Below are 23,189 nucleotides of genomic sequence, written 5' to 3' on the forward strand. Positions count from 1 at the left end.
AATCAGCTCTTATCATAAAATTTTATCGCCTACTCTAAGGCGTTTGCCGTTTATATAAGAATTTGCATCCAAGGCCTTTTTGGCGGGCTCTTGCAGGGAGTAAATTTTAACGGCTCCGCTATTGCACCCCACCACAAAACTATCTTTATAAATGCTTAAAATCTCTCCTGCTTTGCCATTTGAGCTTTCAAATAGCTCCAAAGATAAAATTTTAAGTCCGCTCTCAAGATAAATTCCCGGCCAAGGAGTAAGCGCTCTAAATTTATTATAAATTTCATGCGCATCTTCATTAAAGCTAAAAAGCCCGTCCGTTTTTTGTATCTTTTTACATTCGGTTGCGAGGTTGTCGTCTTGCTTGATAGGGGTTAAATTTTGAAAATTTAAGAGCGTTTTTACTATCAGTTCGCCCGCCATATCGCCAAGTTCGCTAAAAAGCTCTTGCGCCATTTTGTTTTCGCAGTTTGTATAGGCAAAATCAAGCATATCGCCTGTATCAAGCCCTTCGTTCATAAGCATAGCCGTTACTCCGGTTTGCTTTTCACCTGCTAAAATCGCACTTTGAATCGGACTTGCGCCGCGGTATTTCGGCAAAATCGAAGCATGTAAATTTATACAAGGAGCGATGTCAAGTATGCTTTTAGGCAAAATTTTTCCATACGCCGCCACAACTATAAAATCAGGCTTCAAGTTTGAAATTTGCTCGGCCACCGCTTCATCTCGCAAAGTCTTTGGCTGAAATATCGGCACAGTGGGCAAATTTGCCTCGCTATAAATCTTAACGCTACTAGGAGTTAGTATCTGCTTCCTGCCCACGGGCTTATCAGGCTGGGTGAAAACGGCTACGATATTAAATTTCGGCTCTTTTTTAGCGCCGTCTAAGCTAAGTTGATTGGCGTTAAATTTAACTATAGAGTCTAAAATTTTGACCGCATAATCGGGCGTTCCCATAAAAATTACATTCATATCTCTATCCGTTAGTTTTAATTACATCTTGCGGGCGGTAAATTTGAGCTCCCGCAGGCGGGTTTTTGGCCACTTTTAAAACCGCTTGCGCGATCTGCTTTCCGCTCATAGGTCGCATGGACGAAAAGAAGTTTTTAGGTATCAATTTAAACATGGTTATCATGAAATTTTCAAAAACCCTAAACTCCTCTCTCTGCCCCTTTATAAGCGAGGGATGAAATATCATCAAAGAGTCATATCCAAGCTCTTTAACCGCATTTTCAGCCTCGCCTTTTGCTCTAAAATAAAATACGCCGGAATTTACATCGGCCTTAAGCGAAGATATCATCGAAAAGCTCTTAGCTCCCGATAGCTTGCCCCATTTGGCAACTTCTGTCACATACTCTACGTCCACTTTTAAAAACCGCTCTTTGCTTCTGGCTTTTCTTAAAGTCGTGCCGAGTGCGCAGTAAATTTCATCTACATAAAACGGCTTTATCTCACTTATCTTGTCAAAATCAATCTTTTTTACATCTAGTTTTTCATGCGCAAAATCAAGATCGCGTCTTGTCCAGACAAAAACCCTCAAATAATCCTCATCCTCGCAAAGCTGCCTTACTATCTCGCGTCCGACGACTCCCGTCGCTCCTACGACTAAGGCTGTTTTATGACCGCTCATATCTTCTCCGTTTCTCTTTTGTATTTTGGAGCCGTAAAATTTCAAAACAATAGCTCTTATTTGTGAGAATTTGACTTATAAAAAGCAAATTTAAGCACAAATTTGACAAACGAACTATTTGAGTTTGTCTTTTTGCAAAAGCTCAAGCAGGTTAAATTTAAGCTCATTTATATTTTCCCCGCTTGCAGACGATATCGGCATGATAAAAAACGGCTTGGCAGCATCAAATTCATACACGTCTTGCTTGTAGCTTAAAAGATCGCTTCCAAGCCCAAGACTCTTAATGAAGTCCGAAATTTTATCTACCTCTTCGCAAGCATCAAGCCTAGTAAGTGCGATAGCATAATCCCTGCCGCCAAGCTCACTTGAAAATTTGCTAACCTCGGCTTTAAGAGTGCCAAACTGCTCTTCAAGGGTTCGGTAGTTTGCAAGATCTAACATATAAAGTAAAACTTTAGTCCGCTCAATATGCTTTAAAAACTGCACTCCAAGCCCTCTTCCGTAGCTTGCTCCCTCAATAATGCCAGGGATATCAGCCATAACAAAGCCGCTATATTCATCAACTTCTACAAGACCGAGCTTTGGCGTGAGTGTCGTAAATTCGTAGTTGGCAATCTGCGGCTTGGCGTTTGAAACGGTTGAAATGAGCGTGCTTTTGCCAACATTTGGAAAGCCGACAAGCCCTACGTCGGCTATGAGCTTAAGCTCAAGACGAACGTTGCAAATTTCTTCTGGAGTGCCCTTTTGAGCGTATTCGGGAGCTTGGTTAGTCGAGCTTTTAAAATGAACGTTACCAAGACCGCCCTTGCCGCCCTTTAAAAACATCTTTCGCTCGCCCTGCTGCGTTAAATCAAGCAAAAGCTCGCCGCTATCGGCATCATAGACAGCAGTTCCGGGAGGTACGACTAATTCAAGGTTTTCACCCTTTTTACCTGTCATCCTGCGACCCATACCTGGTTCTCCGTTTTGCGCTTTTAAGGCACGTTTACCCTTATAAGCCGCTAGCGTGTGAGAGTTGTTATCAACGATAAAATACACATCTCCGCCGTCTCCGCCGTCTCCGCCGTCAGGTCCGCCTAGTATAACGTGCTTTTCACGACGAAAACTGACCGCACCTGCTCCGCCGTGACCCGAGCTTAATGTCAAACTTACACTATCTATAAACATAAATTTACCTTTGTTTTTAGGCGATTATATCAAATTTTCAAAAAGACTTGGTTTGAATATAAAATTATAATATAATAACCAATTATTATTATCAAAAAAAGGAAACACAATGAAATCTTTTGAAGATTTAGTTAATGAAAAACAATGCGTTATAAAAGAGTGTAAAAATTTTATAGAAAATATAAGAAATTTTTACAAATCTGATGAAAATATCCCAAACAATGCAAGCATTTTGATGGATTTAATTTATCAAAAAATAAAAATTTACGAGAGTATATCTTGCAGCAATTACGACGAAACAATAAAATCAATAGAGGATATAAACGAGAAAATTTATAAGCAAATTTACATATTAAAAAATGAAATTTGGAATGACTTTAAAGCCAATTTAAAAATTATAAAAGAAAAATATAATATAGAAAATACAAATACAGAAAAACTATTAAACCAAAATTTAGAAGACAAAAGAAACCAAATAATAAATAATGAATATTTTAATATGTATCTTAAAAATAAATCCGAAGCAATAAAATTAAAAATAATCAACAAAAACATAAAGTTAGTTTTAACAAATAAAATAGCAAAAGCCTTAATATTATCAGCAACAGGAATAATAACATTTTGGTTATATTTTTGGATTAATATAGGTTATACTCCTCCTATACAAGAAATGTTAGAAATGATAATTCCCGTATCTGTTATGCAGATAACAATAGCCACATTAATCTTTATTGTCATGATTATGTTTTCATACTGGTATGTATCTGAAAGAAACTCTGGCAAATTCATAAACTCTACATTTATATACTATAAATCATTATTTATACCTATTTTTTCTATTTTACTCGGTATTTTTATAGCTTTAATGTATAAAAACTGGATATCATTTATTTTAACTTCTTCAGTAATATATATTTTAACTACTATATTTATAAAGTATAGAAAAAAAGATTTATCTGTTATTATTTGCACATCAATACTTTGTTTGGCTATTTTTATATTCTCTATGATTGCAAGCTCAAAATTTAATATGCCAGATAAATGGCTATCTATATTTCTTTTATTATATAGCTTTATGCTTATTTGGATTATTGTAGTTTCTAACGAAACCAAAGAAAAAGAGATCGAGATAGTATTTTTGACTACAGTGCTAATAATCACTTCATCAATAAGTTTTTTCAGCTTTGACTTCATAATACAAAAAATAAATGCAGGCAATATCAATTATAAATTTATATCTATCGATAAAAAAGCCTTAAATTCTTTACCTGATGGAATTTGTAGAGAAAATTGCGAAGAGCACTTTTGTATAAACAATACAAAAGGAATTTATGCTTGCGAAAATATTAATATAACAGCAATTTCTTATATAGATGGGAATTTTACTTATAAAAATAATGACACAAATATAACTAAAAGTATTGAGAAAGTGTCCGGTAAATGCTTTAAATTTTTAGACGAAAATCAAACTATAATTGATATTCCAAAAGAAAGTGAATTAAATTTTAAAGATCAAATTTTAATTATCAAAAAAGACAAAAATACCAAAAAAGAATACCGAAACGTCTCTTTAAAATCAGATCCTAAAATTTGCATGACTTATATTAAAAATCAAGATAATCACACTTTTAAAATTTATAATATTAAAGCTTTATCTACTTTGGGTAATTTTTATCTTTTAAAAACTATTGATGGAAAAATTTTTGAGATTGATTTAAATTTAATAATAAGCAAAGAAAAAGAATAAAATATACTTTTATGTTTTAGAGCCCATCACAAGAATAATGTAGAATTTAAAAAATTTAATAAAGAAAGGAGAGTTTAACTCTCCTAAAAATTTAAGCAGCAGGATAAACGGAAACTTTTTTTCTTTTTTTGTCAAATCTTTCGAATTTAACAAATCCGTCTATCAATGCAAATATAGTGTGATCTTTACCAAGACCTACGTTGCTTCCGGCGTGAGTTGCCGTGCCTCTTTGGCGGATTATGATATTGCCGGCGCGAACAAATTCGCCTCCGAATTTTTTAACGCCTAAGCGGCGACCGATGGAATCTCGGTTATTCTGGGTTGAACCTTGACCTTTTTTGTGTGCCATACTTTATCTCCTTAGGCTTGTATGCTTAAAACTTTAACGCGAGTAAATTGTCTTCTAAAACCGCGTTTTAATTTAGAGTCTTTTCTTCTGCGTTTTTTATAGATGACGACTTTTTTGTCTTTACCTAAATTTACGACCTCTAAGACAACTTTTGCACCCTTAACAAACGGCGCACCTACCTTCACTTCATCTCCGCCAAGAGCTAAAACTTCGTTTATTTCGATGTTTGCTTTTGGCTCGGCTTCAAAGCGATCAAGCTTAAGGTATTCACCTTCGCTCACTCTATACTGCTTTCCGCCGTGTTTTATAATAGCATATTTTGACATTGCTATCCCTTCTTTGGTAAGTTACCAAAAAGCACTTTTAAAAAAGATTTATGGAGCTTTGTTGGTTGTAAGGAGTGGATTATATACTTTTTTTTATAAATTTAAGTTGAATTTAATCAGGAGGATAACCTCCCGATCATAAATTTTAGTAGTCCAATTCAGGCTTTGAAGTTTTTTCTGTCGAAGCAGGGAACATAGGATATTCAACCTTTGGCATAGTTCCTGTAAGCGAATTTAAAAATGTCACTATACTAGCAGCTTCGGCATCATTTATTTCGATTCCAAGCTGTATGCTTCCCATCGCTTTAACAGCATCGTTTAGCGACCATATAGCTCCGTTGTGATAGTATGGTGCAGTTAGCTCTACGTTGCGAAGCGTAGGAGCTTTGACCATTCCGTTTGCATCACCTTTAAAGTCGCCAACATTTGCAAATTCATACTTGCCTGCAACCTCAAACGGCTGAAGAGTTCCGCCCAAATTTACGCCATTATGGCAAGATGCACAGCCTTTGTCTATAAACATTTTTAGACCTTTTTTTTCTGCTTCATTTAGTGCATTATTGTCACCTTCAAGGAATTTATCAAATCTTGAAGGGGTTACAAGAGTTCTCTCAAAAATTCCAATCGCAGTCGTAACAAGATCAAAATTTATCTCGCTGTTAAATGCATTTTTAAACTCAGCTACATAAGCAGGGATTGACTTTAGCCTATCCACAACAAGTTCCGGAGTCGAAGCCATTTCAGGAGCTGCCGTAATAGGACCTGCTGCTTGCGCCATCAGATGCTCGGCTCTACCGTCCCAAAATTGAACCGCATTAAATACGGAGTTGTAAACCGTAGGCGCATTTACATGATGAGGATTTGGGGTCCATTTGTGACCTGTTGATGCAGGAACGCCGTCAGTACCGCCAAGTCCTAAATTGTGGCAAGTATTACAGCTGATAATGCCTGACTTTGAAAGGCGCGGATCAAAATAAAGCCTCTTGCCAAGCTCATAAGCTGCCATCGTTGTAGGAAATGCTTTAGAGTCAGGAGAAGCATCATTTATCATTTTTGTAAGAGCATGTGGATCGCTAGGGATCGCGACAAGACCTGCATCAAGTGCCTCTTTAATTAAATCGTTCGCAAACATCGAACTAGCCAAAGCTGAACTCAATAGAACAACTTTCAAATTCATAGTTAATCCTTAAATTAAAAATTAAAAAGTCACAATAATAAAACTTTTTAGATTAATTTTCAATAAATTTTATAATTAATTATAAATTATTTTTAAATACAAATCACTAAACAGGATAAAATATCCTTGATTGGCATTTAATAGTTTCTGCTTTTAATTTAAAAACGTAAATATGGTTTTGGTATAATCATTGAAATTTAAAATTATAAAGGAAATTTCGTTGGCAAAAATTATCTTACTGCTAAATATACTTAAAAATTTTCAACCAACTCACGCCAGAGAATTTGGCTTAATTTAAAAATACGACTAAGTAGATCATGGCAGAAAACGATCAGGAAAAAACCGAAGAAGCCACCTCCAAAAAAATAGAGGACGCAAAAAAGGACGGCAATGTCCCCAAAAGCCAAGATTTAGCAGGCTTTATAACTCTTTTTGTGGCTATTTTTGCAGTAATTTTACTCCTTGGCTTTCTTGGTGATCAGTTTTTTGCTCTTTATAGATATTACCAAAGCTTGATAGGTCAAGAGATAGACGCAAAATTAATTTATACCGTCGCTATCGATACGATACTTAGGGTTCTTTTGATGATTTTGCCGATTACCATTTGCGTGGCTATCGCAGGAATTATCGCGAATTTAATCCAATTTGGTTTTATATTTACCACAAAACCTCTTGAACCGAATTTAAACAAAATAAATCCGCTCAAAGGTCTTAAAAATCTATTTTCTCTAAAAAAACTTATCGAATCCATCAAGATGACCTTAAAAGTTACGATCGTGTTTAGCGTAGGGTTTTTTATGTTTTTAAGCTTCATAAAAGAGCTTCCGCATACTATATTTTTACCTATGATAGCTCAGCTTGAGTGGCTAAAAGAAAAGATGATAATACTCGCCTTTGTCATGCTTATAGTGCTTTTTGCGATAGGACTAATTGATGTCTTGATAGTAAGATTTCAGTATTTTAAAGATTTAAGAATGACAAAACAAGAAGTAAAAGACGAATATAAGCAGATGGAGGGAGATCCGCAGGTTAAGGCTAGAATTCGGCGCCTTCAAATGGAAGCAAGCCGTAAAAGAATGATGCAAAATATCCCGGAAGCTGATGTTATCATCACAAACCCGACACACTATGCGGTAGCGTTAAGATATGACAAAACTAAAGAAAAAGCTCCGATAGTTCTGGCTAAAGGGGTTGATTTCTTAGCTCTCAGGATAAAAGATATAGGCATCAAAAACGGAGTAAAAATCGTAGAAAATCCACCCCTTGCAAGAGAGCTTTATAAGGTATGTGATATAAACGATATGATCCCTGCAGAGCTTTTTAGAGCGGTTGCGGAGGTGCTAAGCTTTGTTTATATGAGCGATAAAAGCAAATTTGGCGATAGGCTTAGGTAAATATACAAATTTCAACATCCACTCAAGCGGCAACAGGCTTTAGGAAATAATTTCCGATATTTTTAAAACGCGCAAATTTACATAAATTCAAGAAATTACAAAGTGCCGACAAGCAAATTTAAGGGAGAAATCTCCCTTAAATTTTATAAGTAGCCAAATACTCCAGCTAAGATATAACCAACCACACAAGATACAAACACACCAAGAAGACCGGGTATGATAAAGCTGTGATTGATAACGAATTTGCCTATTTTAGTAGTTCCCGAGCGGTCAAACTGGATAGCGGCAAGATCGCTTGGATAGGTAGGAAGTATATAATATCCATAGCAAGCAGGTGCAAAAGCCAAAATAACCGCAGGGCTAACACCGATACCAAGCGCAAGAGGCACGAAAGCTACAAGTGCGGCGGCTTGGGAATTTACGAATTTAGAAACCAAAAGCAGCATAACCGCATACGTCCAAGGGTGCTGTTTAACGATATCTCCAAGAGCTTCTTTCATCATCGGAGTATGCACGGCAAACATCGTCTCAGCCATCCATGAAATTCCAAACACCGCAACAAGCGCGATCATACCCGAACGGAAAATTTCGTTTTTGCTGATCTTGCCAGCGTCAGTTTTCGTAAAGATGATGATAAGCGCTCCGGCTAGCAGCATGAAAATCTGAATAACATCGACCATGCCCATAGGAGCCGGCTTTTTAACACTGTCTTTTACTAAAATTTTAGCCGAAGCTATGGTTTCGCTCTTGCCCTCTTCTATCAACTCCACGCCCCCGTTTTGAGCGCTTAACTTTTGAGTCAGCTTGCCGTCTTTGGCGTAAATTTCGATATTTTCATAACTCATAGAGCTTTTTGCTTTGCTTGAAGCAACGGTCTCTTCGATCTTGCCGTCTTTTACTATCGCGACTATTTTTCCGTCTTTTATGTTAAAGCTCTTTACAGTCTTGCCGTCAGCTACAACCTCAACGATTTTCGCAGGATTTGATTTCGGCCATGCAGGGCGAAATTCCTTAAAGTATCCAAGTAGCGCAACAACAGCGATAGCTCCTAAAAATATCCACATCGCATTCCAGCTTGATTGAGGAAGCTTTTGTCCGAGCAAAGACACGCCTTCGCCATAAACATATTTCTTAAATTCGGGATCTTTAATTTTTTCTTGAAATTCCTCGTCTTTATCAAGATCTTTTCCTCTAAACCAGCTAAAAATTCCGATAGCCAAAACACCGCAAAAAGTAGAAGGTATAGTTATCTTAAGAAGATCTATATATCCGTCAAAACCGGCTAAAGGAGTCTTTGCATTTACCAAAAATGCGGTTAAGGTTACAACAGCCACCGAAACCGGACTTGCTATGATTCCCATTTGCGCAGATACCGAACTTGCCGCCATAGGACGCTCCGGACGAATGCCGTTTTTAATCGCTATATCATAAACTATCGGCAAAATCGTATATACAACGTGTCCCGTTCCGCAAAGTATCGTTAAAAAGCAGGTTACAAAAGGTGCTAGGATACTTACGTATTTTGGATTTTTCCTTAAAATTCTCTCCGCTATTTGAAGCATAACGTCAAGTCCGCCGCTTGCTTGCAAAGTTGCACTCGCAACGACAACGGCAAGTATGGTAAGCATAACGGCAATTGCGGGCTTGCCAGGCTGTATATGAAATCCGAAAACCAAAACGATAAGCCCGATACCGCCTAATAAACCAAGCGCTATACCGCCCTTTTTAGCTCCGTAAAACAGACAAATAAGAACAACTAAAAGCTGAATGGCAAACTGAGTGCCTTCGCTTAAACCGGTTAGAAACTCCATTAATTCTCCTTTTGGAATATTATTGTTCCGCAATAATTTTAGCAAATATAGGAGGTTAATTAGCTTAAATTTATAGTTTTTATTAAATTTATTTTTTAATAAGATAATTTAAGATTATTTAAGCAATAACTGTATTTTTTAAATCGCATTAATTCTTATTCATATACTTTAAACTAGACAGAAATAAGATTTATGAGCATAAAAAGTAGACAAAAAAGACTATATTATAAATGTCTTTAATAGTGAGAAAATAATGAAAAGGATTTATTTTTATAATCCCCCCTCCAGCCAAATTCTATAAACACTAAACAAATTCGCACAATACAAAAACCATGCTTGATTTCACAAGTTATTCAAGAAGCAAAATTTCTAAATATATTAAACAATATAAAATGCAGCTTGAATAAATTAAATCACGCCGCATTTTATATTTTTACCCAATCTACTTAAGCTCGCCCCAATTTTTAGCTATATTCAGCGAGCTTTTAAGGGGCACGTTGAGTTTATATATATCTTGCATTATCGCTTTGGCTCGCTCGCCAAATTCCTGCGCATAGCTATCCTCAACCTCAAAGATGAGCTCATCGTGAATTTGAAGCAGCATCCTAGCTCTAGCGTCTAAAATTTCTCTGATTTTTACCATCGCAAGCTTTATGATATCTGCCGCAGAGCCTTGAAATATCGTATTTACAGCCTCGCGCTCATACATGGCTACTTGCATGGGAGTTGCCGTGCTAAAGTCAAAAAACCGCTTTCTGCCAAGCAGAGTTTCGACAAAACCGTTATTTTTAACTTCGGTTTTAATTCCTTCTAAAAAGCCCTTAATGCTTGGAAAAGCTTTGAAATAACGCTCTATATACTCTTTTGCTTCAGCGCGCGAGATACCGACCTGCCCTGAGAGTTTGCTTGAGCCCATACCGTAGATAAGACCGAAATTTATGCTCTTTGCAACCGCACGGTTATCTCCGCTTGCATCGCCAAATATGCTAATCGCGGTGCGCGCGTGGATATCTTCATCCTTTGCAAACGCCTCAAGAAGCGCGCTATCTTTGCTAAAATGCGCAAGCAGCCTAAGCTCGATTTGACTATAGTCAAGCCCTACGAAGCTAAAGCCCTCTTTTGCCTCAAAGGTCTCTCGAACCTCGTAAGCAAGGCTTCCTCTAGCGGGGATGTTTTGCAAATTCGGATTTTTGCTTGAAAGCCTACCCGTGCTGGTGCCCGTTTGCATAAAATTGGTGTAAATTCTATGATTTTCATCTTTTTTAGCTAGGCTTAAAAGCGGCTCGCAATACGTGCTTTGAAGCTTATAAAGCTCGCGGTAGCTAAGTAGCTTTTCTATCACGGGATGCTCGTTAAGAAGCTCGGTTAAGACCGCTTCATCGGTACTGTATCCGGTTTTTGTTTTCTTTTTTGCAGGCAATTTTAAGTGCTCAAACAGCACTTCGCCAAGCTGCTTAACCGAATTTATATTAAAGCTCTCCCCGCTTAATTCGTAAATTTCAGCAGTTAAAGCCTTGATGTTTGCGTCATTTTGCAAGATGAGCTTTTGCATTTTTTGCGTATTTAGCTTAATGCCTTCGTTCTCCATATCAAAAAGCGTCAAGATAAAAGGAAATTCATGCTCATTGGCAAGTTTTATGAGTTTTGGATCTAGCAAATTTAAAAAGCTTTTATAAAATTTTAAAGTTATCCAAGCATCCTCGGCTGCGTATTTTGCCGCATTTTCCAAATTTATGCTCGCAAAAGTTTCTCCCTTTTTCACTACATCTTCAAATTTGATCGTATCATAGTCATAAAGTCGCTTTGCCAAAGCGTCCATTCCGACCGCTTGCGAGGGCTCGCTAAGCCAAGCTAAGATCATCGTGTCTTTAAAATTTGCAGGAGGATTGAGGTTTAAATTTTGTTTCACCACTTTAAAATCGTATTTTAAATTTTGCCCGATAACGCAACCTTTATAAATTTGAGCTACCGCCCAGGCCGCAAATTTGAGGCTCACCTGCTTAGGTGCGCCAAGATAACTGTGCGCAATAGGCACGTAGTAGCTATCGGTGTCGTTAAAACAAAAGCTAAAGCCGACTATCTTGGCGTTTGCCGCGTCAATGCCCGTAGTTTCGGTATCAAAAGCCACTATAGTATCTTCAGATATATCTTCAAGTAGCCTTTCTATCTCGCTTTCTTCAGTTAAAAGATGAGCGTTAAACCCTAGTTTAAATTCGGCATTTTCATCGCTGCTTTGAAGCGATTTTAAGATACGGTTAAGATCATACTCTCTAAGTAGTTCGGCGACTTTTAAAAGCGGATTTGACGACGGGAATTTCGCCTTTTCAAAATCCATCACATCCACAACATCATCAAAAAGAGATGTTAGTCTCTTGCTTAAAAACGCACTCTCTTTGCCCTCTACTAGCATATCTTTGGTGCGATCGTTTCTTATAAATGCCAAATTTTCATATATGTTTTCCAGATTTCCAAACTCGTCAAGTAGTTTTTTAGCCCCCTTTGCGCCGATGCCTTTAACGCCCGGGATATTATCCGAGCTATCTCCGGTAAGCGCTAAAAAATCACGAATTTGACTAGGCAAAACGCCGTATTTTTCGACACAACTTGCACTATCGTGATCGATCTTGCTTTGCGGGCTGTAAATGCTTGTCTTGCCGTCTTCTATGAGCTGATAAAGATCCTTATCGTGCGTTACGATTCGCACGAAGATATCTTGCTCTTTTGCGATTTTAACGGCAGTTGCTATGATGTCATCAGCCTCATAGCCCTCCTTGCTAAACGAGCAAAGCCCCATCTTTTCGATCATATCTATACAGATAGGAAGCTGTTCTTTTAGCGGTGCGGGCGGCTCTTGGCGGTTGGCTTTATAATCACCCGCGATCTCATGGCGAAGCGTTTTGCCCTTGCTGTCAAGCGCAAAGATAATATAATCGCTTTGAAATTCGTTTTTTAAATTCATAATAAAATTTGCAAATCCACTTATCATCCCGCTTGGCTTGCCGTCACGGTTTTTTAAATTCGGCATCGCATAATAAAGCCTGAAAAAAAAGCCGAAAGTATCGATTATCGTTAGAGTTTTTTTGCCGTTCATTGTATTTCCTTAAATTTGCAGATTTTATTAAAAAGAGTTTTTAAAGCTAAATTTGAAGCGAAAAAGCTTCGCCTCAAATCAAAAGCGATGTTACATTTTATCTTGAATTTCGCTTATAACCTCTTTTAAAATTTCCTCGTCAAATCCGTTTTCTTTAGCTAAATTTAGACTCGTTTGAGTTGCTATCTCGCTTAGTTGATGCTTTGGATTTGCAAGAGTTCTTATGATATAAAGCGCCCAAGCCGTTTGTTTATACTCATCAGGAGCATTTTTAGGATCGTTTGAGTGTCTTATGTTTTCTATGATGCTTGGCTCAAATCCCCAATGATCAAAAATATCGGCAGTTATAAGAATACTCGTGGTGTTAAAGTTATTCATCTCAACCGCGCCTATATCAAAGCTCATAGCGATATCGTCTTTAAAATACATCACCTCATCGCGTCTTATGACCTCATCGGAGATTAAAATTTTGCCCGTATCCTGAAGAAGCGCACACAAAAACAGATCATCGGCTTTTTGAGGAGCTATGCGCTTAAACCACGCTTTTGCGATCACGCTTTGCAAATTTGAGATATTTACAAACTGCTCAGGGCTAATTCCATAAGGCTCAACGCTTACTTTTAGCATACCTTGCACGGTAGAACCCATAACCAAAGATTTAGTCATGCTTTTGCCAAACAGACTAACGGCTTGAGCCGTAGTTTTAATTTGTCTATTAAAGCCGTAAAGCGGAGAATTTGCCGTTTTTAAAATTTGAGCAACCATCATAGGATCGCTTTCAATAGCCTTTGCAAGCTCACTTACACCTGCATTATCGTCATTGCAAATATCTAAAATTTTTTGAAAGCTCTTTGGAAGCGGAGGGAGGGTTTTGATCCTTTTTTTAAATTCTTCTATCATCTTTTGTCCTTACGAAAATTTAAGAAATTGTAGCAAAAATTTACTATAAATAAACTTCACTTCGTTTGTAAATTTCACGCAAAAGGATCAAAATTCATATCTTCATTCCAGATGTATTCCATTAATTTGGCAATATCACGTGCGGTTTGTAAGCCATGAATTTCAGAAACAAACCCAAGCGCCATATCAATTCCCGCAGCAACTCCGCTTGAAGTGTAAAATTTGCCGTCTTTAACCCATCTAGCGAGCTTCATCCACTCTACTTCTTTGCTTGCAGAGGTTACAAATTCCCAAGATGATTTGTTACTAGTGGCTCTTTTGTTTTTTAAAACTCCTGCACGAGCTAACAAAACAGACCCCGTGCACACGCTTAAAACAACCTTGCTCATATCGGCTAAATTTCTTAACTCGCTTAAAAATTTCTCATCGTTTATAAGCTCTCTTGTAGCAAATCCGCCCGGCACGAGCAAGATGTCATGGCTTTTTATTTCGCTTAATTTACGAGTTAAAATTTGAGAATTTACGGAGCTTTTAACCGCTCCGCCGTAAAGAGAGAAATACTCTATCTCATAGTGTTGCTTAAGCCTTGAAAACACTTCAAGCGGTCCAAAAGCATCAAGACTGGTGTAATCATCAAAAAGCAAGACGTTTATGTGCTGCATGGCTTTTCCTTAAATATCTAAAATTCGTGAAGAAATTTAATAAATTTTCTTATATCTTTTAATAAATTTCAAGTTTCATTAAACCATAAAAGCTAAAGCCGTTACGAAGCTCGCCTACTAAAATTTATCTATAAATCCCACAAGATATATCCTGCTCCAAGAACAAAGGCTGCCGCGCATATCAAGCTAAATATCTGCATATTACTAAGACGAGAATTCGTTGTGTATTCATTTGTATCTTCTTTGGGGTCGCTTAACTTCTCGGTCTTAAAATCAGAGATATCGCCCACATCGTTATGCTCGAAATAGTACTCGATGAGTTTTAAAGCCTCTTTTTTAGAAACTTCTTTAGTCGCAACTATATTATCATCGCTATTAAGCAAAATTTCCGCTCTTAAAATTTCGCTATTTTCAGTCCTGCCAAACCGCAAAAACGAATCTCCGAATAAAAGCTTAAAATAGTTACTTTTATACTTCCAATGTATCTTATCAAATAGATACTTTGCCTCTTCAAAACAAAATAGTTCACCACCATGTGCCAGTACGAAACTAGCGTCTATCCATCTTCTCTTTCTAAACTCCAAAAATCTCACGAGTTTTTGAGCCACCCCTAAGTCATTAGAATAGATCACAAAAAGTTTACCGTCATCCTCCTCATCTACTCGCACATCAAGTAGTCGAGATAGCCTATATTTAAGGCTCTCTTCCTCTTGCTTGCTAAAATATCTCTCGTCATTCATAGGAAATTCTTCAAAGATAAGATAGGTAAAATACTCGTCAAATACTCTAACAATCGGAGTATTCTTAAAAGGATAGTTTTTGATCCTAAACTCCTTTATACACTCCATATCAGATCTTTTATCAAGCCTTTTAAAAAGATCATCGGCATTTAAACGAATTTTATCATCATACTCATATCCAAACGGATAATCAACTTTTAAAATTCCCCCTTCAAAGCTCTCAAACATCGTTTCGAAGCAATATGTGCCACCTTCCTCCACTTTTTTCATATCGCTAAGGCGCATGATAATAATCTTTTTAGCATTTCCCACTCGCTTCACATATGCAAGATATCTGGAGTCGTTAGAGAACATAATGGCGCCTTTAGCATTATCTTCGAGCTTTCTTCGCGCCATCCCTTCCCCGCTTAGCCAAACTCTACCGCGCATACTTCTATGCCTATCATACCTCACATACTCAAGCGTAAATTTACCGTTAGGGCTAACTAGTCTTATATAGTAGCTGTAAGGGGATGGGATTTTAAGCTGCATTTTTTCGCCGATAGGCTCATCTGCAAAGAGCTCGTCTGCCTTTGCCACTATCTCCTCTTTTGGCACGTAGCGATCGCCCAAAATTCGCCTATTTTTTTCATGATCGTAAAAAAGCTTTAAAATTCCGCCCTCAAAGCTTTCAAATATCATCATTGACTCACCTTCAGTCTGCTTTATAGCCATATCTTCAAGCCTTATCATAATGATATCTTGAGAACGCTCATCATCCCACTTAGCATAAGCAAGATACTTTGAGTCATCAGAGAAAATGATAGCTGAAGCGGTGCCGTCTCCAAGCATCTTACATCTGCCCTCTTTATCAAATAGCCAAGTTTCGCCCGAATTTGGACCACCCATCGCAATTTCGGTGCAAGCGAAATACGAGAGCCTAAATTTTCCATCGGGACTATCAAAGCTTTCTCCACCTGACCACGGTGAGGTTCTATATTTACTCATAAAGCTCCTTTGATGAACTGCCGGGATTAATATCTGAGATTATTTTACACTACTAAATTTTACACAATGCAAACAAATTTATTTAAAGACCTGAGTTTTTATTTAGCGTTCTAAGCGCTCTTTTTACGATATAGGCAGTCTGCTTGCTTTTGCTTTGCTCGCTCCACCGAGCGCAAATTTCACGCACAAATTCAGCTTGCGTTTTACTCGCGTCATTTAGCCAGTTTGCCACGCTATCTTGCACATATTTTGAGCTATCGCTTTTAAGCGGCTCAAGTATTGCTAGTGCGCGCCAAGGCTCGGCTTTGAGTGCCGATATATGCTCGCACCAAACTCCGCACGGTCTTGTAATTTCGCTTGCAAATCGCCTGATATTAGCGTCTTCATCAAGTGCAAATTTTGAGAGAATTTCTATGCTTTTGTCCAAATTTGAGATGACCTTACCTCGCACACAAAGCCAAGCGATCTCTCTAACGCCAAAGTGAGAGTCCGCGGCAAACGGCTTTATAGCGTTAAGAGTAGCGCTTATATCAAGGCTCTCATCGCAAGCCGTCATATAAGCCGCCCAACACCTCACCGTATCAGATCTGTGTGTGCTAAGAGCTTTTAAAATTTGTTCGCTTTTATCCACGCTTGCAATCTTAAAAAGCTCGGCGCCGATCGTCTTGCTGACGGAATTTGCGCTTTTGTTTTTAAGGCTTTTAACCTGAGCTAAAATTTGCTCTAAAAATTCGCTTTTGTTTATTTGTGCGAGCACATTTGCAAGCAAAATTTCTTGATTTACGGCGAGCCACTCTGTTAAATTTGCCGTTTGTATCTCGCCTGAATTTAGCTTTTCTAAGATCTCGCTTGGAATTTCGCTTATCGATCTTGCGCCTTTACGCTGAATTTCTTTTACCTCTTTATCTTTTCCCACGGCTCGACATCTCCATTTACAGCTTTAAAAATACTCATTATCCTAACTTCACTCACGCGTAAATTTCGCTCATACATCGCCATATCTCGCACTCTTAGCTTATCTTGCAAAAACGCAAATTCATACTCTATCTGACCGCTGGTAACTTGCACCGGCGATAAATTCTGGCTGTTAAAGACGTCTATCTTGCTTTTGTCAAATTTATATCCTCTTTTTGAGGCCTCGTCATAAACCTCTTGCAAATAGGCATTTATAAGCTCTTTGGGATTGTCATGCGCGTAAAATCTATCAAGTTGCGGATGGTTTTTATACCCCTTTGTAAGCCCATTTAAAACATGCTTTGCTAAAAGCGCCTCCCTCCATAGCGCTACCAAACCTTTTGCGTCCAGATAAACGGGACTGATCGTCCAAAGTCTCATATTATCTCAAGCTTTCAAAATTTATGAATTCGGTCTTATTTTTCGTTTTTTGTATTTTTAAATTCATTTTAAGCTCCCCTATCAGGGCTATTTTATCTCTTTCATCTCTAACGTAAAGAGCAAGGAGTTGGGGGGCGACCGCTAAAACGTAAGAGAGTTTAACGTCAAGCAGTCGATTAAGACCTAATCGCACTTATCGAAATTTGGATTTGGCGATAGGTTCTGATCTTATCTAAGAGCTTTGACTATCAATCGCTTCCAAGCTCTTTTTTAGCAGGTTCAAAGCCGCCTTTGGCTGATTTTTCCAGAAGCTCGCGAACCTTATTTGGATCATGAGCTACACCGTGGCTGTTTTTATAGCACTGGGCTAGATGATACTGGGCAAAAGCATCTCCTTTACTCGCCGCTTCGCTTAAGTACTTAACCGCAGTTTTATAATCCCTTTTTACATACTGACCTCGGTAATACATAATCCCTACCATAGCCAAAGCTTTAATCTCGCCCAGCTTGGCAGCCTCTTCAAAGCTCTTAAATGCTAGCTTATTATCAAGCACATCGCTATAATAAATTAATCCCACACTATACTTAGCCTTAGGATTTCCCGCTTTTGCAGAAGGCTTATACTATTTTATCGCCTCGCCTACATTACCAAGCCTTACTTGGTATAAAAACCCTATATAAAACTGTGCCTCATCATCTCCTTGATGCGCATAAGGGGTTAAAAGAGAGACAGCCTCTTTATACTTGCCATCTTTATCTAGCGCGATATACTTATCATATATACTATCAGGCAACATAGCCGAACTTAAGGTGCATATAAGCGCAGATAAAAGCGCTAAATTTATAATCCTTCTCATATCATTTCTCTAGTATTATTAAATCTTTAAAATGTTTTCTATAATCCCAAATTTCATCACCCTCTTCGACATATTTGGTTATAAACCCCTCTTTATCGGTAACAAAATACGCAAATCCCCAAGTGCTAAAATTTGGATTGCTGTCCCAGCAGCCGTAGAAGTTACATCTTCGCTCATAGCTTACTACTCGGCGCGGGTTGTGTTGTAGATAGTATTTGCTAGAAAAGCTTCCCGTATCTACTTTTACAAAAGCGCCGATTCTTTTTTGCACTTCGGAAATATGCTTGCCCACGAGCTGTTTTAGCTCGGGATATGTGTATGAGCCTAAAAGATTGGTGTTATTAAACGGATCAAATGGAGTGGCGGGATTAAGCGGGTTAGAACAACCTCCTAAAAATAGTATAACCATACATAAGATAAGCAGGCGTTTTTTCATAAAATCTCCTTTAAAAATTTTCAAATTATATTTAAACAATCCAAATAAATCAAATCCGCCAAAGTGCCTTTTAAAAGCAAATTTCAAATCTGCTATTATAATTACAAATCAAATAAAAATTTGTGTTTAAAGTACCTTTTATAGTTAGAAATTTATGATTTATTTTTTGACCTTTTTAGCCTTCATATCCTCAAGCTCCTGGGCTAAAAACCCGTGTAAGAGCCTGTTTTTTGTGATTTTTAGCCACCTCTTTAACGCTTCCTACGGCTATGATCTTGCCGCCTTTTGAGCCGATAAGGCACATAAAAGATGATTAATACTATTTGATAGTAATATCAAAGCCTAGCAATATTCATAATTTAAACAACTAGACTTTGATTTTATTTATATAATTTTCCTTACAAGCCTACTTGATTTCAAGCTCTTTTTTAGCAGGTTCAAAGCCGCCTTTGGCTGATTTTTCCAGAAGCTCGCGAACCTTATTTGGATCATGAGCTACGCCGTGGCTGTTTTTATAGCACTGAGCTAGATGATACTGGGCAAAAGCATCGCCCTTATTAGCAGCATCACTTAAGTATTTGACCGCTTTTTTATAGTCTCTTTTTACATGCTTACCGTGATAATACATTATCCCGACCATACTTATAGCTCGAACTTGACCTAGTTTAGCAGCCTCTTCAAAGCTCTTAAACGCTAGCTTATCATCAAAGATATTATAATACATCAGCCCCATATTGTATTTAGCATTGGCATTCCCCGCTTTAGCCGACATCTGATACCACTTTATCGCAGAGCCCACGTCTTTTAGCCTTTCAGCGTAAATAAAGCCCACATTCAACTGCGCAACATCATCTCCCTGCTGTGCATATGGCATTAAAAACGCGATCGCCTCCTTATACTTGCCCTCCTTATCAAGCGCTAAATACTTATTATATACGTCATCGGGCAGTTGCGCCAAACTTATCGAAAATGCAAGCGCGGATAAAAGCGCTAAATTTATAATCCTTCTCATATCATTTCTCCAGTATTATTAAATCTTTAAAATATTTTCTCTTATCATAATGATCATAATGAGTATTACCTCCTTCTACGTATTTTGTGATAAATCCTTCTTTGTCGGTTTCAAAATATGCAAAACCCCAAGTGCTATACTTAGGATTGGTATTATAGCAGCCGTTAAAATTGCATATTTGCGTATAACTTAGCACTCTACGAGGGGTGTATTCTATAAAGTATTTATTAGAAAAAGTTCCTATATCCACTGATTCAAAAGAACTGATTCTTTTGTGCACTTCTGAAATATGTAGTCCCACGAGCTGCTTTAACTCAGGATAGACATACCCGCGTAAATATTGCGTACTGTCAAACAACAAGCAACCTTTTAGAAATAGTGCGGCTAGACACAAGATAAGCAAATGTTTTTTCATTAGATCTCCTTGTTTAAAAAATTTTTAAATTATATTTAAATAATCCGAATAAATCAAATCCATTTAAAATTTTAAATCATGGATTTGATTTGTTTGCGCAAATCGACTTTAAAAGCGAATTTAAAATCCGCCGTTAGAGCCGTAAAACAGATAAAAGATACGAAATTTAGCACTAAATTTCTATCATTATTAGCTCAGCTTATCGCGCCAAAATATTTTTTGGATATTTTAGGTATCTACAATTCATTTTTTTATTTTTTTAGCCTTCATATCCTCAAGCTCCTGGGCTAAAAATTTACCCGTGTAAGAGCCTGTTTTTTTGTGATTTTTAGCTACCTCTTTTACGCTTCCGCTAGCGATGATTTTACCGCCCTTACTACCGCCTTCAGGTCCCATATCAACGATATAATCGCAATTTTTAATCACGTCCATATTATGCTCGATCACAAATACCGAATTTCCAAGCTCGACTAGATGATGAAGCACTTGCGTAAGGCGATCGACATCGGCAAAGTGAAGCCCCGTAGTAGGCTCATCAAGTATATAAAGCGTATTTCCCGTATCGCTTCTACCAAGCTCCTTTGAGAGCTTCACGCGCTGAGCTTCGCCGCCGCTTAGCGTAGTTGCGTTTTGTCCAAGCGTGATGTAGCCAAGCCCGACGTCTTGCAGAGTTTTAAGCTTAGCGTAAATTTTAGGAACCGCTTTAAAAAACTCTATCGCCTCATCGATACTCATATTTAGCACATCTGCAATACTCTTGCCTTTGTATAAAATTTCTAGCGTCTGAGCATTATATCTGGAGCCGTTACAAGCATCACAAACCACCATCACATCAGGCAAAAAGTGCATCTCTATCTTTATCTCGCCCTCACCTTGGCACTTCTCACACCTGCCGCCCTTGACGTTAAAGCTAAAGCGCCCGATCTTATAGCCTCTAAGCTTTGCTTCCTTAGTCTGTGCAAAGAGATTTCTTATCTCGTCCATCACGCCCGTATATGTCGCAGGATTTGAGCGTGGCGTGCGGCCTATCGGGCTTTGGTCAAGGTAGATAACTTTATCTAAATTTTCAAGTCCGCTTAAATTCACGCCCGCTATCTTTTTAACTTTTCTAGCTCTATTTAGCTGCTCTTGTGCTTCAGGAAGCAGGGTTTGAAGTATGAGCGAGCTTTTGCCCGACCCCGAAACGCCCGTAATACCGACTAAATTTCTAAGCGGAAATTTGGCGCTTAAATTTGAGATATTGTTGATATTTACGTTTGAAATTTCTATCCACTTCTCTTGCTTTCTATTTTTTTGATAATTGATATTTTTCTCGCCGCTTAGATATAAAGCTGTTGAGGTGTTGGTTTGCATAAGGCTTTTTACATCACCACTAAATATAATCTCGCCTCCGAATTTACCCGCTGCAGGACCGATATCAACTACAAAATCAGCCTCCTCTATCGTCTTTTTATCATGCTCTACCACGATTACGGAGTTGCCTTTTGACTGCAAATTTCTAAGAGTTTTGATAAGCTTTAATGTATCTCTTTCATGAAGTCCGATACTTGGCTCATCAAGCACGTACATAACGCCGCTTAGTCCGCTTCCTATCTGGCTTGCGATACGAATTCTTTGCGCTTCTCCGCCACTAATAGTGCGCGCGTCCCGCCCAAGCGAGAGATAGCCAAGCCCCACGTCGTAAAGAAAATAAAGTCGCTCGTTTATCTCTTTTAAGATAGGCGAAGCTATCATGCCATCTTGCTCGCTTAGGTAGTCAAATTTGCTAGAGTCTGAGAAAAACGCAACGCAATTTTCTATACTCATATCCAAAATTTCACCGATCCCAAGTCCCGCTACACGCACGGCTAAAGATTGCGGTCTAAGCCTGTGTCCGCCGCACTCGGAGCAGCCTCTTTCGCTCATATACTCGCCAAAATCCTTGGAGTCTTTTAATAAATCGTAGCTAATCTTTACTGCACCTTCAAATTTACGCGCTATCTTGTGTCTTTTCCAGAAAAACTCAACCTCTTTTGCGTTGCCGTAAAGCACAAGTCGCTTTTCATCTTCGTTTAGCTCAAAATATGGCTTTTTCACGTCAATGCCGTTTTGTTCGCAAAATGCAAGCAGAAATTTATAATAATAGCTCATATTGTAACCGTAAAGTAGCTTGATAGCGCCGGTTTCTACGCTTTTTTCCTCGTCTATTATCTTATTCATATCAAGGCTGTAGCGAATTCCAAGCCCGTCGCAATGCTCGCAAGCTCCTTTTGGAGAGTTGAAACTAAAACTAAGCGGCTCTAGCGGAGTAAATGAAATTTTGCAATCAAAACAAGCCATATGCTCGCTGTAATGTATAAATTTCTCTTTTAAATTTAACTCGTCGGCATTAGTTATCTCGATCTCGACTTCGCCGTAACTCTCGCTCAAAGCCTTCTCTACGTCTTGAGCCAGACGCTGAAGGTTTTCATCATCGATAACCAAGCGATCAACTATGACTTTTATGGTGTGCTTTTTAGTTTTAGCTAGCTCGATTTCCTCATCAAGCCTTACCATCACACCGTCTATTTGAGCTCTTACGAAGCCTTTTGCGCGCAAATTTTCGATTAAGTCCGCCCAAGTTCCCTTTTTTTCTCGCACAAGCGGAGCGTAAATCACTACTTTAGCGCCCTTAGGAAGCTTTGAAATTTCGTTTATGATATCGCTTGCACTCATCTTTGAGATCGGCTTGCCGCACTGATGACAATGCTGAATGCCAACGCGTGCATAAAGCAACCTTAGATAGTCGTAAATTTCGGTTATCGTGCCGACCGTAGAGCGAGGGTTTTTGCTTGTGGTCTTTTGATCGATTGCGATTGCAGGCGTTAGCCCTTCGATCTTATCCACATCAGGCTTTCCGACCTTATCCAAAAACTGCCTTGCATAAGCAGAAAGACTCTCGATATAACGCCTTTGTCCCTCGGCATAAAGCGTATCAAAGGCCAGAGTGCTCTTGCCCGAGCCCGAAAGCCCCGTAAAAACTACTAATTTGTTCTTTGGAATTTCTAAATTTATATTTTTTAAGTTGTGCTCGCGGGCACCTGTGATTTTTATTGTATCGTTCATGATTATCGCCTAAATTTTAAGTTATTTATTTTAATCAAAGCGGTATAAATATCTAATTAATTTTGAAAATTTAAGATA

At 38.2% G+C, this 23,189-nt stretch carries 21 protein-coding genes; 2 read left to right on the top strand and 19 right to left on the bottom strand.

What is annotated here, in order from left to right:
• Positions 1–12 precede the first annotated feature (12 nt).
• From fmt to obgE, 3 genes are all read right to left on the bottom strand, one after another.
• The gene (gene fmt / locus CORI_RS08325) at positions 13–963 is read right to left on the bottom strand and encodes a methionyl-tRNA formyltransferase (protein WP_173031589.1); all 951 of its coding nucleotides are present in this window, start codon (positions 961–963) and stop codon (positions 13–15) included.
• Between the two features lie 4 nt (positions 964–967).
• Positions 968–1,666, bottom strand: a complete 699-nt coding sequence (locus tag CORI_RS08330) for an NAD(P)H-binding protein (protein ID WP_254064913.1) — start codon at positions 1,664–1,666, stop codon at positions 968–970.
• 69 nt (positions 1,667–1,735) lie between these two features.
• Positions 1,736–2,788 carry a GTPase ObgE gene (gene obgE / locus CORI_RS08335; protein ID WP_173031590.1) on the bottom strand — a complete coding sequence of 351 codons (1,053 nt, stop codon included), beginning with the start codon at positions 2,786–2,788 and terminating at the stop codon, positions 1,736–1,738.
• 109 nt (positions 2,789–2,897) lie between these two features.
• On the opposite strand from obgE, the gene CORI_RS08340 reads away from it, so the two are divergent.
• Complete coding sequence (locus tag CORI_RS08340; protein ID WP_173031591.1) at positions 2,898–4,535, top strand: DMT family transporter; 1,638 nt, start codon at positions 2,898–2,900, stop codon at positions 4,533–4,535.
• A 91-nt stretch (positions 4,536–4,626) separates the two neighbouring features.
• Here CORI_RS08340 and rpmA read toward each other — a convergent pair whose 3' ends face one another.
• The 3 genes from rpmA to CORI_RS08355 all read right to left on the bottom strand — a co-directional run bounded on the left by rpmA (position 4,627) and on the right by CORI_RS08355 (position 6,387).
• Entirely contained in the window at positions 4,627–4,884 is a 258-nt protein-coding gene (rpmA, locus tag CORI_RS08345) for a 50S ribosomal protein L27 (protein WP_169942270.1), read from the bottom strand.
• A gap of 11 nt (positions 4,885–4,895) precedes the next feature.
• Positions 4,896–5,210, bottom strand: coding sequence for a 50S ribosomal protein L21 (gene rplU / locus CORI_RS08350; protein ID WP_169942268.1), 315 nt, complete (start codon positions 5,208–5,210; stop codon positions 4,896–4,898).
• A gap of 145 nt (positions 5,211–5,355) precedes the next feature.
• Positions 5,356–6,387: a cytochrome-c peroxidase gene (locus CORI_RS08355; RefSeq protein WP_173031592.1), complete on the bottom strand. Its 1,032-nt coding sequence runs from the start codon at positions 6,385–6,387 to the stop codon at positions 5,356–5,358.
• A gap of 317 nt (positions 6,388–6,704) precedes the next feature.
• On the opposite strand from CORI_RS08355, the gene flhB reads away from it, so the two are divergent.
• Complete coding sequence (flhB, locus tag CORI_RS08360; RefSeq protein WP_172200926.1) at positions 6,705–7,781, top strand: flagellar biosynthesis protein FlhB; 1,077 nt, start codon at positions 6,705–6,707, stop codon at positions 7,779–7,781.
• A 143-nt stretch (positions 7,782–7,924) separates the two neighbouring features.
• Here flhB and CORI_RS08365 read toward each other — a convergent pair whose 3' ends face one another.
• The 13 genes from CORI_RS08365 to uvrA form a co-directional block, all read right to left on the bottom strand.
• Positions 7,925–9,592, bottom strand: coding sequence for an anaerobic C4-dicarboxylate transporter (locus tag CORI_RS08365; RefSeq protein WP_173031593.1), 1,668 nt, complete (start codon positions 9,590–9,592; stop codon positions 7,925–7,927).
• A 442-nt stretch (positions 9,593–10,034) separates the two neighbouring features.
• Complete coding sequence (gene polA / locus CORI_RS08370; protein WP_173031594.1) at positions 10,035–12,683, bottom strand: DNA polymerase I; 2,649 nt, start codon at positions 12,681–12,683, stop codon at positions 10,035–10,037.
• 90 nt (positions 12,684–12,773) lie between these two features.
• Positions 12,774–13,583 carry an HDOD domain-containing protein gene (locus CORI_RS08375; protein ID WP_173031595.1) on the bottom strand — a complete coding sequence of 270 codons (810 nt, stop codon included), beginning with the start codon at positions 13,581–13,583 and terminating at the stop codon, positions 12,774–12,776.
• Between the two features lie 74 nt (positions 13,584–13,657).
• Entirely contained in the window at positions 13,658–14,245 is a 588-nt protein-coding gene (locus CORI_RS08380) for a DJ-1/PfpI family protein (protein WP_173031596.1), read from the bottom strand.
• Between the two features lie 128 nt (positions 14,246–14,373).
• A complete protein-coding gene (locus CORI_RS08385) occupies positions 14,374–15,972 on the bottom strand; it encodes a hypothetical protein (RefSeq protein WP_173031597.1) in 1,599 nt (532 codons plus the stop codon).
• A gap of 82 nt (positions 15,973–16,054) precedes the next feature.
• Positions 16,055–16,888: a DNA alkylation repair protein gene (locus tag CORI_RS08390; protein WP_173031598.1), complete on the bottom strand. Its 834-nt coding sequence runs from the start codon at positions 16,886–16,888 to the stop codon at positions 16,055–16,057.
• Positions 16,867–17,307 carry a pyrimidine dimer DNA glycosylase/endonuclease V gene (locus CORI_RS08395; protein ID WP_173031599.1) on the bottom strand — a complete coding sequence of 147 codons (441 nt, stop codon included), beginning with the start codon at positions 17,305–17,307 and terminating at the stop codon, positions 16,867–16,869. Before CORI_RS08395 ends, CORI_RS08390 begins: the two co-directional genes overlap by 22 nt.
• Positions 17,308–17,555: 248 nt before the next feature.
• On the bottom strand, positions 17,556–17,885 hold the full coding sequence (locus CORI_RS08400; RefSeq protein WP_173031600.1) for a tetratricopeptide repeat protein: 330 nt from the start codon (positions 17,883–17,885) through the stop codon (positions 17,556–17,558).
• A 45-nt stretch (positions 17,886–17,930) separates the two neighbouring features.
• Positions 17,931–18,164 carry a hypothetical protein gene (locus CORI_RS08405; protein WP_173031601.1) on the bottom strand — a complete coding sequence of 78 codons (234 nt, stop codon included), beginning with the start codon at positions 18,162–18,164 and terminating at the stop codon, positions 17,931–17,933.
• Between the two features lies 1 nt (position 18,165).
• Complete coding sequence (locus CORI_RS08410; protein ID WP_173031602.1) at positions 18,166–18,600, bottom strand: hypothetical protein; 435 nt, start codon at positions 18,598–18,600, stop codon at positions 18,166–18,168.
• A gap of 406 nt (positions 18,601–19,006) precedes the next feature.
• Positions 19,007–19,612 (bottom strand): tetratricopeptide repeat protein, encoded by a 606-nt coding sequence (locus tag CORI_RS08415; protein WP_173031603.1) that lies wholly within the window; start codon positions 19,610–19,612, stop codon positions 19,007–19,009.
• A 1-nt stretch (position 19,613) separates the two neighbouring features.
• Positions 19,614–20,027, bottom strand: a complete 414-nt coding sequence (locus tag CORI_RS08420) for a hypothetical protein (protein WP_173031604.1) — start codon at positions 20,025–20,027, stop codon at positions 19,614–19,616.
• A 243-nt stretch (positions 20,028–20,270) separates the two neighbouring features.
• Complete coding sequence (uvrA, locus tag CORI_RS08425) at positions 20,271–23,111, bottom strand: excinuclease ABC subunit UvrA (protein WP_173031605.1); 2,841 nt, start codon at positions 23,109–23,111, stop codon at positions 20,271–20,273.
• Between the last annotated feature and the right edge of the window lie 78 nt (positions 23,112–23,189).

Source organism: Campylobacter sp. CCUG 57310 (genome assembly GCF_013201975.1).
Taxonomy (GTDB): Bacteria; Campylobacterota; Campylobacteria; order Campylobacterales; family Campylobacteraceae; genus Campylobacter_A; species Campylobacter_A canis.

Coding starts and splice junctions, on each gene's coding strand:
- CORI_RS08415 (WP_173031603.1), bottom strand. CDS start 19,612: ATGAGAAGGATTATAAATTTAGCGCTTTTATCCGCGCTTGCATTTTCG.
- rplU (WP_169942268.1), bottom strand. CDS start 5,210: ATGTCAAAATATGCTATTATAAAACACGGCGGAAAGCAGTATAGAGTG.
- CORI_RS08355 (WP_173031592.1), bottom strand. CDS start 6,387: ATGAATTTGAAAGTTGTTCTATTGAGTTCAGCTTTGGCTAGTTCGATG.
- CORI_RS08385 (WP_173031597.1), bottom strand. CDS start 15,972: ATGAGTAAATATAGAACCTCACCGTGGTCAGGTGGAGAAAGCTTTGAT.
- CORI_RS08340 (WP_173031591.1), top strand. CDS start 2,898: ATGAAATCTTTTGAAGATTTAGTTAATGAAAAACAATGCGTTATAAAA.
- CORI_RS08375 (WP_173031595.1), bottom strand. CDS start 13,583: ATGATAGAAGAATTTAAAAAAAGGATCAAAACCCTCCCTCCGCTTCCA.
- CORI_RS08380 (WP_173031596.1), bottom strand. CDS start 14,245: ATGCAGCACATAAACGTCTTGCTTTTTGATGATTACACCAGTCTTGAT.
- CORI_RS08420 (WP_173031604.1), bottom strand. CDS start 20,027: ATGAAAAAACATTTGCTTATCTTGTGTCTAGCCGCACTATTTCTAAAA.
- fmt (WP_173031589.1), bottom strand. CDS start 963: ATGAATGTAATTTTTATGGGAACGCCCGATTATGCGGTCAAAATTTTA.
- polA (WP_173031594.1), bottom strand. CDS start 12,683: ATGAACGGCAAAAAAACTCTAACGATAATCGATACTTTCGGCTTTTTT.
- rpmA (WP_169942270.1), bottom strand. CDS start 4,884: ATGGCACACAAAAAAGGTCAAGGTTCAACCCAGAATAACCGAGATTCC.
- CORI_RS08365 (WP_173031593.1), bottom strand. CDS start 9,592: ATGGAGTTTCTAACCGGTTTAAGCGAAGGCACTCAGTTTGCCATTCAG.
- flhB (WP_172200926.1), top strand. CDS start 6,705: ATGGCAGAAAACGATCAGGAAAAAACCGAAGAAGCCACCTCCAAAAAA.
- CORI_RS08395 (WP_173031599.1), bottom strand. CDS start 17,307: ATGAGACTTTGGACGATCAGTCCCGTTTATCTGGACGCAAAAGGTTTG.
- uvrA (WP_173031605.1), bottom strand. CDS start 23,111: ATGAACGATACAATAAAAATCACAGGTGCCCGCGAGCACAACTTAAAA.
- CORI_RS08405 (WP_173031601.1), bottom strand. CDS start 18,164: ATGAGAAGGATTATAAATTTAGCGCTTTTATCTGCGCTTATATGCACC.
- CORI_RS08410 (WP_173031602.1), bottom strand. CDS start 18,600: ATGAAAAAACGCCTGCTTATCTTATGTATGGTTATACTATTTTTAGGA.
- obgE (WP_173031590.1), bottom strand. CDS start 2,788: ATGTTTATAGATAGTGTAAGTTTGACATTAAGCTCGGGTCACGGCGGA.